This is a genomic window from Streptomyces sp. NBC_00234, assembly GCF_036195325.1.
In the GTDB taxonomy this organism is placed as follows: domain Bacteria; phylum Actinomycetota; class Actinomycetes; order Streptomycetales; family Streptomycetaceae; genus Streptomyces.
Map to the genome: position 1 here is coordinate 6,483,869 of NZ_CP108101.1, position 13,403 is coordinate 6,497,271.

Consider the following 13,403-nt stretch of genomic DNA (forward strand, 5'->3'; position numbering starts at 1 on the left):
ATGTTCGCCACGGGCCGTCTGGCCACCCAGCTCTCCCGACCCGGCATCGCCTTCCGCGCCCTCCCGGTCACCTCCCGCATCGCCCTCGGCGTCCTGGTCGTCGTCGTACTCGGCGCCGTCCTCGCCCCCCTGCTCACCCAGGACCCGCTGACCACCGGCACCCCCGTCCAGCCCCCGGGCAGCGAGCACTGGTTCGGCACCGACCGGGCCGGCCGCGACGTCTTCGCCCGCGTCGTCCACGGCTCCCGCTACTCGCTGGTCATCGGCCTCGGCGCGACCGCCGTGGCCCTGGCCGCCGGCGCCCTCCTCGGCTCGCTCGCCGCCACCTCGCGCAAGCTCGGCGACGAGTCCGTCATGCGCACCCTCGACATCGTGATGTCGTTCCCGCCGATCGCCCTGGCGGCCGTCCTCGTCGCGGTCTTCGGCACCAGCGTCCCGGTGATCATCTTCACCATCGCCTTCGTCTACACACCGTCGCTCGCCCGCGTCGTACGCGCCAACGTCCTCTCCCAGTACGGCGAGGACTACGTCGCCGCCGAGAAGGTCATCGGCGCCCGGCGCGGCTACATCGTGCTCCGCCACGTCGCCGTCAACTGCATGGCCCCGGTCATGGTGTTCGCCACCGTCATGGTCGCCGAGGCGATCATCTTCGAAGCCAGCCTCTCCTTCATCGGCGCCGGAGTGCAGGACCCCGACCCCAGCTGGGGCAGCGTCCTCGCCTACGGCCGCCAGATCCTCCTCGCGGGCGGCTGGTGGGCCACCTTCTTCCCCGGCCTGGCCCTCCTGATCACGGTCCTCGCCCTCAACATCCTCTCCGAGGGCCTCACCGACGCCTCCGCCGCGCCCAGGAGCGCCCGCGCCGCCGTCGACACCACCGGGACCACGGCACCGGACCCCGTCGAGGCCGCATCCACCGTGGACATCGACGCCGCCCTCGCCAAGCTCGCCCACCACATCCACACCACCGCGCCCGCCCTCACGCCGGTCCCCGAGGACGCCGCCGAACTCCTTGTCGTACGCGACCTGGCGATCCGCTTCCCCGACCGCTACGGCGACATCCCCGTCGTCGACTCCCTGAACTTCACCGTCCACGAGGGCGAAACCCTCGGCCTGGTCGGCGAGTCCGGCTGCGGCAAGTCCATCACCAGCCTCGCCGTCATGGGCCTCCTCGCCCGCAACGCCGAGGTCAGCGGCGAAATCCTCTACCGGGGCCGGAACCTCCTCACGCTCCCCCCGAAGGAACGCCGCGCCTTGATGGGCCCCGAGATCGCGATGGTCTACCAGGACGCGCTCTCCTCCCTCAACCCCTCCGTCCTCGTCGGGACCCAGCTCAAGCAGCTGACCTCGCGCGGCGGTACGAAGACCCCGGCCGAACTCCTCGACCTCGTCGGCCTCTCGCCCGAACGCACCCTGCGCAGCTACCCGCACGAGCTCTCCGGCGGCCAGCGCCAGCGCGTCCTCATCGCGATGGCACTCTCCCGCAACCCCCGGCTGCTGATCGCCGACGAACCGACCACCGCCCTCGACGTCACCGTCCAGGCCCAGGTCGTCGAGCTCCTCATCCGGCTCCGCGACGAGCTCGGCTTCGCCATGGTGCTGGTCAGCCACGACCTCGCCCTGGTCGGCGACCTCTCGCACCGCGTCGCCGTGATGTACGCGGGCCGCCTCGCCGAGGTCGGCGGCACCCGCTCCGTCCTCACCGACCCCGCCCACCACTACAGCCGGGGCCTCCTCGGCTCCGTCGTCTCCCTGGAGGCGGGCGCCCAGCGGCTCCACCAGATCCGCGGAGTCGTCCCGGCGCCCCAGGGCTTCGGAACGGGCTGCCGCTTCGCCTCGCGGTGCGGCGCCGCGACCGACCTGTGCCGCCGTACGACACCGGAACTCACCGACCGCGGCGCCGCCCAGGACCACGGCTTCGCCTGCCACCACCCGGCCGGGGCCCCCGCACAGCTCGAAGGGAGCGCCCTGTGATCAGGCTCGACGGCGTTCACGTACGCCACAAGGCACGCAGCGGAGGCGTCTTCCGGCGCGATTCCGTGCACGCGCTCACCGACGCCACCCTGGAGGTCGGGCGCGGCGAGATCCTCGGCCTCGTGGGGGAGTCGGGCTGCGGAAAGTCCACGCTCGCCCGGGTCCTGACGGGCCTGCAGAAACCCACCGAGGGCGAGGTCCGCTTCCACGGCCGCGACCTCTGGGAGATGTCGGCGGCCCAGCGCCGCGACGAGTTCGGCTCCGCCGTCGGCGTCGTCTTCCAGGACCCGTCCACCGCCCTCAACCCACGGCTCACCGTCCGCCGCATCCTCCGGGACCCGCTGGACGTGCACGGACGCGGCACCCGGGCCTCGCGCGAGGCCAGGGTGGAGGAGCTCCTCGACCTGGTCGGACTGCCCGGCCACACCCTGGAGGCCCTGCCCGGACAGCTCTCCGGCGGCCAGCGCCAGCGCGTGGCCATCGCCCGCGCGCTGTGCCTCGAACCGGAACTCATCGTCGCCGACGAACCGACCTCCGCGCTCGACGTCTCCGTACGCGCCCAGGTCCTCAACCTCCTGGTGGACCTGCGCGAACGCCTCGGCCTCGGCATGGTGTTCATCTCCCACGACATCCAGACCGTCCGCTACCTCGCGGACCGCATCGCCGTCCTGTACCTCGGCCGCATCGTCGAGGAGGGACGCGCGGCCGACGTCGCCGGCGCCCCCGTGCACCCGTACACCGAGGCCCTGCTCTCGGCTACGCCCAGCCTGCTGGAGACCACCGAGCGGATCGTGCTCACCGGACCGGTGCCCTCGGCCACCAACCCGCCGGCCGGCTGCCCGTTCCGTACCCGCTGCTGGAAGGCCGACGACACCTGCGCGACGGCCTTCCCCGCCGCGACGCACGGCCCCGGCGAACACCGCTGGCACTGCGTCCACCCCCGGACCCCCCTTCCCCACCTGCCGTCCGCTAGGAGCACCGCATGACCGCCCGCACCCCCCGCTACACGGGAGTGATCCCGCCCGTCGTCACGCCCCTCACCGAGGACGGCGAGCTCGACCGGCCGTCCCTGGAACGGGTCGTCGGCCATCTGCTCGACGGCGGCGTCAGCGGCCTGTTCGCCCTCGGCAGCTCGGGCGAGACCGCCTATCTGACGCCCGGACAGCAGGACGAGGTCATCAAGGTCGTCACCGCCGCCGCGGCCGGCCAGGTCCCCGTCCTCGTCGGAGCGATCGAGACCACCACCAACCGCGCGATCGAACGCGCCCGCGCCGCGGCCGGTCTCGGCGCCGACGCCGTCGTCGTCACCGCCCCCTTCTACACGCGCACGCACGACAGCGAGATCGACCGGCACTTCCGGGACGTGGCCGCAGCCGTCGACCTGCCGCTCCTCGCGTACGACGTACCGGTCTGCGTCCACAGCAAGCTCAGCCCGGAACTGCTGCTGCCGCTGGCCGCCGACGGAGTCCTGGCCGGCGTGAAGGACTCCAGCGGCGACGACGGTTCCTTCCGCCGCCTGGCCCTCGGTGCCCGGGAGCTCCCGCACTTCTCGGTGCTCACCGGACACGAACTGGTCGTCGACGCGATGATGCTCGCAGGCGCCGACGGCTCCGTCCCGGGCCTCGGCAACGTCGACCCGCACGGCTACGTCCGGCTGCACGAGGCGGCGGTACGCGGGGACTGGGCCGCGGCCCGTTCCGAACAGGACCGGCTCGTCCGGCTCTTCGACATCGTCACCGCGGCCCGCCCCGGCACCGCGTCCGCCACCGCTGCAGGGCTCGGCGCGTTCAAGACGGCCCTGATGTTGCGCTCCGTCATCACCACGAACGTGATGAGCCCGCCGATGCGCCGCCTGGACGCTGAGGAGACGGCGAGCATCGCCGCCCACCTCGACCGTGCGGGCCTGGGCGGGCAGGCCGGCTGACGGCGCAGCGGGCGAACAGCGGAAAGGGCCGGCCGGACAGCATCAGCTGTCCGGCCGGCCCTCCGTCCGGGTGTACCCGGCTCAGCCCTGCGAGCCGCGGGTGCGGCGCAGCAGCACCGCGCCGCCGAGCATCAGCACGGCGCTCGCGCCGGCTGCCAGGCCGACACCGGCCGAGCCGGTCTGGGCGAGCTGCGAACCGGCACGGTGCGGACCGTGGTCGACGGGGGTCTGCTCGGCCGGCGGCGCGTAGGCCGGGGGCTCGTTGGCCGGCGGCTCCTGCGGCGGCTGGTGGGCCGGGGGCTCCTTCACCGGCGGCTTGCCGGTGGGCGGCTCCTCGGTGGGCGGCTCCGTCGGCGGCTTGTGGTCCGGGCCGCTGACGTTGGCGCAGGTGTTGCCCCCGGCGGGGTTCAGCGCGCCGACGACGTCGACCGTGTTGCCGCAGGCGTTGACCGGCACCTGCACGGGGGCCTGGATCAGGTTGCCCGACAGCACGCCGGGGGAGTGGGTGGCCGCACCCTCGGCCGAAGCGCCGCTCTGGTGTGCGCCGTTGCCCTTGCCCTTGCCCTTGCCGGAGTCGACGTTCGCGCACGTGTTGCCGAACGCGGGGTTCAGGAGCGCGATCACGTCGACGGTGTTGCCACAGAGGTTGACCGGGATGTGCACGGGCGCCTGTACGGCGTTGCCCGAACCGACGCCCGGCGAACCGATGGCCGCGCCATCAGCAGAGGAGTCGGCGTGTGCATAACCGCCGGCCGCGGAGAGAATGCCCGAAGCCGCCGCCATGACGATCATGCTTTTATTCAATACCTGCCGCATTACTTGTCCTTTCCTAGGACATTCCACACCCAACGGGAAAGCAGTCCAGCGGCGCGCTGGACGACACCCATAACGAACGAGGCATGCGCGGGAAACTTGAAGGCGCGTGGAAATTGTGTAACCACCCGGACGGATGACGGATGCGTGTTCGTGTCCGTATGGGTTCGCCGGTGCACGGGATTCAACTATCCCTTCTGTGCTGGACATTGACCATGGAATGACCAGCGCGACAACTCCCGTGCGACCCTCTCGCGCACGCTCAGTTCCACGTTCGGCGGCAGCCGCGGCGGTGTCGGGGCCGCATTTTCTTCACGAACAGTAGGCCGTACGAACGTAAGCCTGAAAGTGCTCCGGATCGGACTATTTTCCGGGCGCCGGCACACCGCGCGCCATTCCTATTCGTCGGGTAATACTTCTGGTGTCCCCATTTTCTGCGCTCTAGGAGTAGAGACATGCGCAAGTTCCTCGGCCGTGCCGCGGCCTCGGCCGCTGTCGCCGCGTTCGCCGTCATCCCCCTCGCCGGTGTGGCTTCGGCGCAGGCGCCGTCCGACGTCGCCCGGTCCGCCGCACCCTCCGACTGCGGCTGGTGGCACGGACAGTGGGTGTGCGACTCGCACCACGGGTGGCACCACGACCACGACCTCCTGGACCTCGACCTGGATGTCGACCTGCTCTGACACGAGCCGTGCATGACGAAGGGCCCCCGACGGGGGCCCTTTCGTGCTTCCGGGGACCGTGCGTGCCCCTGCCGGGCGACCCCGAGCGCCCGGCATTCGGGTGAATGCGGAGAACCAAACGTGCCGCGCCCAGTTGGGCAGGACGCTCCGCCACGGGGCAATCGGTACGAGAAGGGTTAATCGTGATCAAGAAGGTTCTGGCAACGGGCGCCGTCGCCGCCTCCGTCCTCGGTCTCTCGGCTACGCAGGCCATGGCGATCGGTGACGACGGAGGAACGACCTCGATCAACGGCAACGGCGCCTCGCAGGCGTTCGGCAACGCCGAGACGCACGGCGACTGGAGCCCCCAGTTCGGTCTGGTCCAGGGCTCGCTCAACAAGCCGTGTGTCGGTCTGCCGCTGAAGGGCAACGTCGGCTCCCTCGTCGGCCTGGTGCCGATCTCGGTCCAGGACGTCAACGTCCTGTCCTCGCCGCAGAACCAGCAGTGCACCGAGAACTCCACCCAGGCGAAGGGCGACGAGCCGCTGTCGCACATCCTGGACGGCATCCCGGTCCTCTCCGGGAACGGCGCGAACAACAGCTGACCCGGCCGCAACGCGGGCCCGGGCCGCCGGTTTTCCTCCTCCGAGCGGCCCGGGCCTGCTGCTGTGCCAATCGAGGGTTTTTTCCGAGAATCTGCTCAGGAATGAGTTTCGATCTCGGCCGTAAATCGTTTACGAATTACAGCTTCGGAGTCACGAGCGATCAGGACAGCGCTCGTGCGGCACGAAAGTCGTGGCCGCTCCGGACTCCGCTGCGAGAAAGGGACGAAAAGTGAAGTACACCAAGGTTGCCGCCGTCGCCGCCGGAACCCTCATGGCGATGGGCGCCGCTGCGCCGGCCATGGCCGACTCGGGTGCCGAGGCCATCGCCGCGCACTCCCCGGGCGTGCTCTCCGGCAACGTCGTGCAGGTTCCGGTCCACATCCCGGTCAACGTCTGCGGCAACACCGTGAACGTCATCGGTCTGCTGAACCCGGCCTTCGGCAACACCTGCGTCAACAGCTGAACAGCGGCTGGTTGAGCTGACCGCTCGCCGCCGCCGGGCCCCGGACCGCCACTGCGGTCCGGGGCCCACTCATTTTCCCGGGCCGGCCGAAAATCCCGCAGCCCGACGAGAAATTCGACGCCATGCAGTTGCCCGTTCGCCACCTGATCGTTACTCCTTATGAAAGCGGCAGAAGTCACAGCTAAAGAAGGCTGGTGCGGCGCGGGAACGCGACCGAAACAGATGCCGCTGCAGAAGGGAACCTGAAAGTGAAGTACGCGAAGACCGCTGCGTTTGTTGCCGGTTCCGTGGTTGCTCTCGGAACGGCTGCTCCCGCCTTCGCCGTTACTGAAGCCACGGCCCCCAACTTCAGCCTCGACAGCGGCCTGAACCAGGTCATGGCCGCCGCCCCGCAGGCCGTCGACCCGCTGGTCGACACGGTCGGCGGCGCCGCCGAGTCGGTGCAGGAGGACGGCACCGTCGGCAAGCTGGCGGGCGAGGCCACCGGTGCGGCCCAGGGCGCTGCCCCGCTGCTCGGCGGCGTGCCCCTCGGCGGCTGATCCGTCGGCGCGACGGCAATTCCTTCACAGAACCGCATTTTCTCCGGTGTCCCGGCGCACGCATTCAGTAGCGGCCCGGAAGACAAAACACCGTTCGAGTGAATAAGCACAACCAATCCCGCCGGAACGAGTTGAACAGAGCGCTCCGGATAGGCGGGCAAAAGAATACCTCGGAAGGGTTATTTCATGATCAAGAAGATTCTGGCCTCGGCAGCCGTCGCTGCTTCGGTCGTCGGTGTCTCCGCTGCGGTGGCCCCCTCGGCCATGGCGATCGGCAACGACGGCGGCACCACGTCGATCAACGGCAACGGCGCCTCGCAGGCGTTCGGCAACTCCGCCACGCACGGCGACTGGAGCCCGCAGTTCGCGCTCATCCAGGGTTCGCTGAACAAGCCCTGCATCGGCCTGCCGGCCAAGGCCAACGTCGGTTCCCTCATCGGCGCCGTGCCGATCGCGGTCCAGGACATCAACGTCCTGTCCTCGCCGCAGAACCAGCAGTGCACCGAGAACTCCACCCAGGCCAAGGGTGACGAGGCTCTGTCGCACATCCTCGACGACATCCCGGTTCTCTCCGGCAATGGCGTCGGCAACAACTGAGGTCGCGTAGGTCCGGGTCCTCGCCGCTGAATTCCTCGAGCTCGTCGGGGACGGCCCGGTTTCTGCCTGTTCGAAGTGCGTGAAACGTGGGGCCAGTTCATCCCGCGGCCACCGGTCAACGGTGGCCAGGACGGACTGGCCCCTCGTCGTGCGCCGGGTCAGAGCGGCAGGCCGCCGATCACCGGAACGTCAGGCACGCCCGGGATCTTGGGGAGTGCCGGGAGCCCCGCCAGGTCGGGGGCGGGCAGGCCGCCGCCGAGCACCACGCTCACGACGACGTTGAGGCTGCCGGTGATGGTCGCCTGGACGGCGGCTGCCACCTCGGCGGGCTTGCCCGACGCCGCGGCCTTGACCAGCGCGTCCACCTTCGCCTGAAGGTCCGCCGCCGCCTCGGCCTTCAGGACGGCGCCCGGATCGGGTTCGGCCTGCGGCCCCGGAGCGACACCCGGGGTGGCGACGTCCGGGGCGGGCAGGGTGGTCGCGGCCTTCTCCTTGAACGGTGCCAGGGAGTCGGTCACGGGGGCGGCGAGCTTCGTGGCCTCCGCCTCCGGCAGTTTGCCGTCCGGGGCCTTGAGCACGGCGTCGATCAGCTCGGTCACCGGGGCGAGAACGCCCGAGGTGTCCTTCAGGAGACCTGCTTGGGCGCCGAGTTGCTCGGCACCCGGGATGGTGGGTTCGGCGGCGAGGATGCCGGTGGAGTTGGCGGGCGACTCGGCCGCGGCCATCGCCTGGGCGCCGGCCGACCCTAGGGTGAGGGCACAGCAGGCGGCCGTCGAGACGAGGAGACCGGTCTTCCGGGAAATGCGCATGAAGCTTGTCCTTCCAGAAACGCTCGGATTGCGTGCCCTCTTCGTGGGAGGGCCACGACCACCGTGTAAAGGCCAGCTACCCGACGCAATCGGACGGGCACTCAAGGTGATCGGTGTTCGAGTGAGACCGGGCCTCTGAGCAGGCATTTCCGCGCGCACCAGTCCTGCCGCCATCGGGGGGACACGCCGGAGTGTCGGCCGGTGAGCGCCGCCTCCGGTGTGCATGTGCGGCGCGCGGAACGGGGCTTGGGCCGGATGGCCGAGGCGCAGGCTGCCCGGATTCGCCGCACGGGGTAGAGGCCCCTCATGGACCAGTACGACAGTCAACGCCCGTCGGGCGGCCGGCGGCCCGCGGAGGACAGCACACCGATCTACGACCGCCTGTTCGCGGAGTGGTGCGCGGCAGGCCGCAGCGTCGCGTCCGGCGCACCCTCCCACCTCGTACCGCGCCCCACGGGCGGTTTCGTCCCGGCGGCCCGCACGTCCGGCGAAGCCGGCCGTGAGTGAACGCGAGGCGTCGACCTTGCGCCGTATGGAACCCATTTGAGTGGTACTGCGGAACTGAATCCTCCGAATGGGGTTGATCAGTACGTTCCACAACGGGACGCTCCGAAAGGTGAAGCTTGATGAAGAAGATGATGGCCGGCGCGGCAGTAGCCGTGTCCCTGGTCGGTCTGTCCGCCGCTGCGGCCCCCTCGGCCATGGCGATCGGCAACGACGGGGGCACCACGTCGGTCAACGGCAACGGCGCCTCCCAGGCGTTCGGCAACGCCGTCACCGAAGGTGACTGGAGCCCGCAGACCCAGCTGGTCCAGGGCACCCTGAACAAGGCGTGCATCGGTCTGCCGGCCAAGGTCAACGCCGGTTCGCTCGTCGGCGTGCTCGTGCCCGTCGCCGTTCAGGACATCAACGTCCTGCACTCGCCGCAGAACCAGCAGTGCGCCGAGAACTCCACCCAGGCCAAGGGCGACGAGGCTCTGTCGCACATCCTGGACGACATCCCGGTGCTCTCGGGCAACGGCGTCGGCAACAACTGACGTTCCGAGCCGTGCGGGCGGTCCGGGGACTCTCCGGGCCGCCCGCACTCCCTTGTGCGGCACCGCGTACGACGATGCCCACCACTCCACGGGGGGTGGTGGGCATCGTCGTACGCGGTGCCGGGGGCTGTCAGCCCAGGCTGCGTACCGGCAGGAGGCAGATCGCGGACGTCTTGACGACCTCCTCGTCCGCCGCGAACGAACGCAGCAGTTCCTCGCTCACCGGCTGCCCCGGTACGCCCTCCGGCCACGGGCGGGTGGCGAACATTCCGTAGACCTCGCCCTGGGCCTCCGCCGCGGCCAGCCACTCCGGGGGTACCTGGTACTGCGCCTTGAAGTGGGGCATCGTCAGGACGGCCTGGCCGGCCTGCACGAGGAGCTTCACCGGGAGGCCCGGTGTCTCGGACGCCCTGGTGAGACCGCCGCCGACCGTCAGGCCGCTGCGCTCCAGCGCGGTGCGCATGGCGGCTTCGCCGGCCTCCGGGCCGTCCTGCCCGTCGCCGAGCGAGTAGGTGAGCAGGAAGGCGACGTCGTGGTCGCCCTCGGGGTGCCGGCCGCTCCAGCCGATCAGGATCTGGGTGCCCAACTGGGCTTGTGTGAACGTGCCGGTGGCGGTCTGGGGTGTGGTCATGCTCGGCACCATAACGGCCTGAGAGCGGTCGATGTGCACGCGTATCACCCGATCGGGGAAGCCTTCGGGATAACTCCGACGAACGTGTCCCATCCGGTCCGTCGATGTCCTCCGAGGGAGGCACCCGGAAATTCCGTTGACGCCGACCGGTGCCCCCGGGCTATGGTTGAACTCGTCCGCACACAGGGCCGGTAACAACCGGCCGTGTGCGTGAGCCGTGAGGAATCAGGAGGTGAGGACATTGATGACTGTCGTTGCGATGGGCGCTGCCCACAACCAGAAGAGCATCGTTCTCACCCCCGTGGCCACCGGCTGACCTTCTCGTACCTTTTCCGCGTCACTGTGCGCGGTGCCGGGGCCGCCCTTCGAAGGGTTCCCCTTGTCTTTCTCCTTTCTTCCGGTTCCGACCTCGTCGCACGCGCTGTCTCCGTACGGCTGGGACGAGGACTGGGCCGCCGCGTTCGCCCCGTACGCCGAGCAGGGTCTCCTGCCCGGACGTGTGGTGCGGGTGGACCGCGGTCAGTGCGACCTCGTCACCCCGAACGGCCCGATGCGGGCGGACACCGCGTTCGTGGTGCCCCGCGACCCGATGCGGGTCGTCTGCACCGGGGACTGGGTGGCCGTCGACCCCGACGGTGATCCGCAGTTCGTACGGACGCTGCTGCCGCGTCGGACGGCCTTCGTCCGCTCGACGTCGACCCAGCGTTCCGAGGGTCAGGTGCTGGCCACCAACATCGACCACATCGTCATCTGTGTCTCGCTCGCGGTCGAACTCGACCTCGGGCGCCTGGAGCGCTTCCTCGCGCTCGCCATGTCCAGCTCCAGCGGTGACGCGCTCCTCGGGGACGGACACACCGGCGCGGGGGCCGATCCCCAGCCGATCGTGCTGCTGACGAAGGCCGATCTCGTGCCGGACGTCGCCACGCTGTCCTATCTCGTCCAGGACATCGAGGCGATCGCGCCCGGCGTGCAGGTGCTGCCCGTCAGCTCCTCCACCGGTGAGGGCATCGACGTGTTCCGCGCCCTCGTCTCGGGCGGCACGAGTGTGCTGCTCGGTATCTCCGGCGCCGGCAAGTCCACCCTGGCCAACACTCTCCTCGGCGAGGAGGTGATGGACGTCAAGGCCGCCCGTGACGTCGACGGCAAGGGCCGGCACACCACCACGACCCGTAACCTCCTCGTCCTGCCGGAGGGGGGCGTCCTCATCGACACCCCCGGTCTGCGCGGGGTCGGGCTCTGGGACGCGGAGGCCGGTGTCGGCCAGGTCTTCTCCGAGATCGAGGAACTGGCGCAGCGGTGCCGCTTCCACGACTGCGCCCACGAGGCCGAGCCCGGCTGCGAGGTCCTCGGCGCGATCGAGGACGGCACGCTCGCCGTACGGCGCCTCGACAGCTACCGCAAGCTGCTCCGGGAGAACCACCGGATCGCGGCCAAGACCGACGCCCGGCTGCGCTCGGAGACCATGCGCGAATGGAAGCGCAGGGGCGCCGAGGGGCGCGCGGCCGTGGACTTCAAGCGGGGCCGGATGCGGTAGTGCCCAGGAGTACCGGTTCGACGTCCGAAAACCGCGAGTGCGGCACCGCAAGGTGCCGCACACTGGACGGTGTGATGGACGAACAGACCAGGTACGAGGCGGTGAGCAGCCGCGACGCAAGGTTCGACGGACAGTTCTTCTTCGCCGTCGCGACCACCGGCATCTACTGCCGGCCGAGCTGCCCCGCCGTCACCCCCAAACGGAAGAACGTGCGGTTCTATCCCACCGCTGCCGCGGCCCAGGGCAACGGATTCCGGGCCTGCAGACGCTGCCGCCCCGACGCCGTGCCCGGCTCCGCCGAGTGGAACGTCCGCGCCGACGTCGTCGGGCGCGCCATGCGGATGATCGGCGACGGCGTCGTGGACCGGGAGGGCGTCCCCGGGCTCGCCGGCCGGCTCGGGTACAGCGCCAGGCAGGTGCAGCGCCAGCTCAACGCCGAGCTGGGCGCCGGTCCCGTCGCGCTCGCCCGGGCCCAGCGCTCGCACACCGCGCGCGTCCTCCTCCAGACCACGGACCTGCCGGTCACCGAGATCGCCTTCGCCGCCGGCTTCGCCAGCGTGCGCCAGTTCAACGACACGATCCGGCAGATCTACGCCCGTACCCCCAGCGCCCTGCGCGCCGAGTCCGGGACCGGTCTGGGAGCAGGCGTACGGGAGGGGACCAGGGCCGGGATTCCGCTCCGGCTCGCCCACCGGGGACCGTACGCGGCCCGGCAGGTCTTCGACCTGCTCGCCGCCGGGGCGGTCGCCCGGATCGAGGAGACCACCGGGGTGCCGGGCCGCCGTACCTACCGGCGGACCCTGACGCTGCCCTACGGCGCGGGCATCGTCGCCGTCGACGAGGAGTCACCCGGGCCGTGGCTGGAGGCCCGGATCCACCTCACCGATCTGCGCGACCTGACGACCGCCGTGCAGCGGCTGCGCCGGCTGCTCGACCTGGACGCCGATCCCTGCGCCGTCGCCGAGACGCTCGGCGCCGATCCGCTGCTGGCGCCGCTGGTCGCCGCCCGCCCGGGGCTGCGCTCGCCGGGCGTCGCGGACCCGGACGAGTTCGCCGTACGGACGCTGGTGGGCCGTGAGGCCGCTCAGGAGCTGGTCGAGGAGTACGGAAAGGTCCTCGACGTGCCCTGCGGCGGGCTCACCCATCTCTTCCCCGAGCCGGGGGTGCTGGCCTGCGGGGCCGCGGACTCCGCCCTGCGGGCCCTGGCCGCCGCGCTGGCCGACGGCGCGGTGCGGCTCGACGCGGGCGCGGACCGGGACGAGGCCGAGCGGGCGCTGCTGCGGCTGCCGGGGATCGGTCCGGCGGAGGCGGCGCTGATCAGGATGCGGGCGCTGGGCGATCCCGATGTGGACCCGTACGGGACACCGGGCAGCGAGGCGTGGCGGCCGTGGCGGTCGTACGCCGTACGTCATCTGGAACGCGCGAGCTCTTAGCTCTCCTCGTCGAGGCCCCAGCTGTGGATCTTCTTCGGGTGGATGCGGATGACCTCCTCACTGAAGTGCGGACCGAGGTCGTGCGGACCCGTGAGGAGCTCGGCCTCGCCCCGGATGTCGATGCCCCGGACCGTCCACGGCTTGAGGCTGACGATGTCGTCGACGACCAGGGCCACTTTCGGATTGGCCTGGAGGTTGCGCCACTTCTTCGTCTTCCCCAGGGCGTAACCGCCGACGAGGATCGTGCCGTCGGGCTGGGGGAAGAAGCCGACCGGGTTCGCCTGGGGCTGGCCGTGCGGGTCGACGGTGGCCAGCCGTCCCAGCCGCTGGGAGGTGAGGTACGCGCGCTCGGCCTCGCTGAATTGGCTCATGGCTCAGCCTCACACGC

The 13,403-nt window shown here is 70.6% G+C and carries 16 protein-coding genes; 12 read left to right on the forward strand and 4 right to left on the reverse strand.

Annotation, left to right across the window (positions count from 1 at the left end; genetic code table 11):
• Genes OG230_RS28505 through OG230_RS28515 form a run of 3 tightly spaced genes read left to right on the forward strand, consistent with a single transcriptional unit; the run spans nucleotide 1 to nucleotide 3,895 of the window.
• Nucleotides 1-1,971, forward strand: coding sequence for a dipeptide/oligopeptide/nickel ABC transporter permease/ATP-binding protein (locus tag OG230_RS28505; RefSeq protein ID WP_328906590.1), 1,971 nt, complete (start codon nucleotides 1-3; stop codon nucleotides 1,969-1,971).
• On the forward strand, nucleotides 1,968-2,957 hold the full coding sequence (locus tag OG230_RS28510) for an ABC transporter ATP-binding protein (protein ID WP_328906591.1): 990 nt from the start codon (nucleotides 1,968-1,970) through the stop codon (nucleotides 2,955-2,957). Before OG230_RS28505 ends, OG230_RS28510 begins: the two co-directional genes overlap by 4 nt.
• Nucleotides 2,954-3,895, forward strand: a complete 942-nt coding sequence (locus OG230_RS28515; RefSeq protein ID WP_328906592.1) for a dihydrodipicolinate synthase family protein — start codon at nucleotides 2,954-2,956, stop codon at nucleotides 3,893-3,895. The genes OG230_RS28510 and OG230_RS28515 overlap by 4 nt, the downstream gene beginning before the upstream one ends.
• 81 nt (nucleotides 3,896-3,976) lie before the next feature.
• Here OG230_RS28515 and OG230_RS28520 read toward each other — a convergent pair whose 3' ends face one another.
• A complete protein-coding gene (locus OG230_RS28520; RefSeq protein ID WP_328906593.1) occupies nucleotides 3,977-4,687 on the reverse strand; it encodes a chaplin in 711 nt (236 codons plus the stop codon).
• A 476-nt stretch (nucleotides 4,688-5,163) separates the two neighbouring features.
• On the opposite strand from OG230_RS28520, the gene OG230_RS28525 reads away from it, so the two are divergent.
• From OG230_RS28525 to OG230_RS28545, 5 genes are all read left to right on the forward strand, one after another.
• Entirely contained in the window at nucleotides 5,164-5,388 is a 225-nt protein-coding gene (locus OG230_RS28525; RefSeq protein ID WP_328906594.1) for a hypothetical protein, read from the forward strand.
• A gap of 182 nt (nucleotides 5,389-5,570) precedes the next feature.
• On the forward strand, nucleotides 5,571-5,972 hold the full coding sequence (locus tag OG230_RS28530; RefSeq protein WP_328906595.1) for a rodlin: 402 nt from the start codon (nucleotides 5,571-5,573) through the stop codon (nucleotides 5,970-5,972).
• 229 nt (nucleotides 5,973-6,201) lie between these two features.
• Nucleotides 6,202-6,435, forward strand: a complete 234-nt coding sequence (locus OG230_RS28535) for a chaplin (protein ID WP_443051395.1) — start codon at nucleotides 6,202-6,204, stop codon at nucleotides 6,433-6,435.
• Between the two features lie 248 nt (nucleotides 6,436-6,683).
• On the forward strand, nucleotides 6,684-6,974 hold the full coding sequence (locus OG230_RS28540) for a hypothetical protein (RefSeq protein ID WP_328906596.1): 291 nt from the start codon (nucleotides 6,684-6,686) through the stop codon (nucleotides 6,972-6,974).
• Nucleotides 6,975-7,160: 186 nt separating this feature from the next.
• Nucleotides 7,161-7,571 carry a rodlin gene (locus OG230_RS28545; RefSeq protein ID WP_328906597.1) on the forward strand — a complete coding sequence of 137 codons (411 nt, stop codon included), beginning with the start codon at nucleotides 7,161-7,163 and terminating at the stop codon, nucleotides 7,569-7,571.
• Between the two features lie 158 nt (nucleotides 7,572-7,729).
• Here the strand turns inward: OG230_RS28545 and OG230_RS28550 are convergent, their stop codons facing one another.
• The gene (locus OG230_RS28550) at nucleotides 7,730-8,380 is read right to left on the reverse strand and encodes a hypothetical protein (protein WP_328906598.1); all 651 of its coding nucleotides are present in this window, start codon (nucleotides 8,378-8,380) and stop codon (nucleotides 7,730-7,732) included.
• A 306-nt stretch (nucleotides 8,381-8,686) separates the two neighbouring features.
• Between OG230_RS28550 and OG230_RS28555 the strand changes: the two genes are divergently transcribed.
• Both OG230_RS28555 and OG230_RS28560 read left to right on the forward strand, forming a co-directional pair.
• On the forward strand, nucleotides 8,687-8,887 hold the full coding sequence (locus tag OG230_RS28555; RefSeq protein ID WP_328906599.1) for a hypothetical protein: 201 nt from the start codon (nucleotides 8,687-8,689) through the stop codon (nucleotides 8,885-8,887).
• A 119-nt stretch (nucleotides 8,888-9,006) separates the two neighbouring features.
• Nucleotides 9,007-9,417, forward strand: a complete 411-nt coding sequence (locus tag OG230_RS28560; RefSeq protein ID WP_328906600.1) for a rodlin — start codon at nucleotides 9,007-9,009, stop codon at nucleotides 9,415-9,417.
• 130 nt (nucleotides 9,418-9,547) lie between these two features.
• Here OG230_RS28560 and OG230_RS28565 read toward each other — a convergent pair whose 3' ends face one another.
• Nucleotides 9,548-10,048, reverse strand: a complete 501-nt coding sequence (locus OG230_RS28565) for a DUF5949 family protein (RefSeq protein ID WP_328906601.1) — start codon at nucleotides 10,046-10,048, stop codon at nucleotides 9,548-9,550.
• A 379-nt stretch (nucleotides 10,049-10,427) separates the two neighbouring features.
• On the opposite strand from OG230_RS28565, the gene rsgA reads away from it, so the two are divergent.
• The gene (rsgA, locus tag OG230_RS28570; RefSeq protein ID WP_328906602.1) at nucleotides 10,428-11,582 is read left to right on the forward strand and encodes a ribosome small subunit-dependent GTPase A; all 1,155 of its coding nucleotides are present in this window, start codon (nucleotides 10,428-10,430) and stop codon (nucleotides 11,580-11,582) included.
• A gap of 74 nt (nucleotides 11,583-11,656) precedes the next feature.
• Nucleotides 11,657-13,015, forward strand: a complete 1,359-nt coding sequence (locus OG230_RS28575) for a DNA-3-methyladenine glycosylase 2 family protein (RefSeq protein ID WP_328911564.1) — start codon at nucleotides 11,657-11,659, stop codon at nucleotides 13,013-13,015.
• On the opposite strand, the gene OG230_RS28580 is transcribed toward OG230_RS28575, so the two are convergent.
• Complete coding sequence (locus OG230_RS28580; RefSeq protein WP_328906603.1) at nucleotides 13,012-13,386, reverse strand: PPOX class F420-dependent oxidoreductase; 375 nt, start codon at nucleotides 13,384-13,386, stop codon at nucleotides 13,012-13,014. The two genes, OG230_RS28575 and OG230_RS28580, sit on opposite strands and share 4 nt — an antisense overlap.
• Between the last annotated feature and the right edge of the window lie 17 nt (nucleotides 13,387-13,403).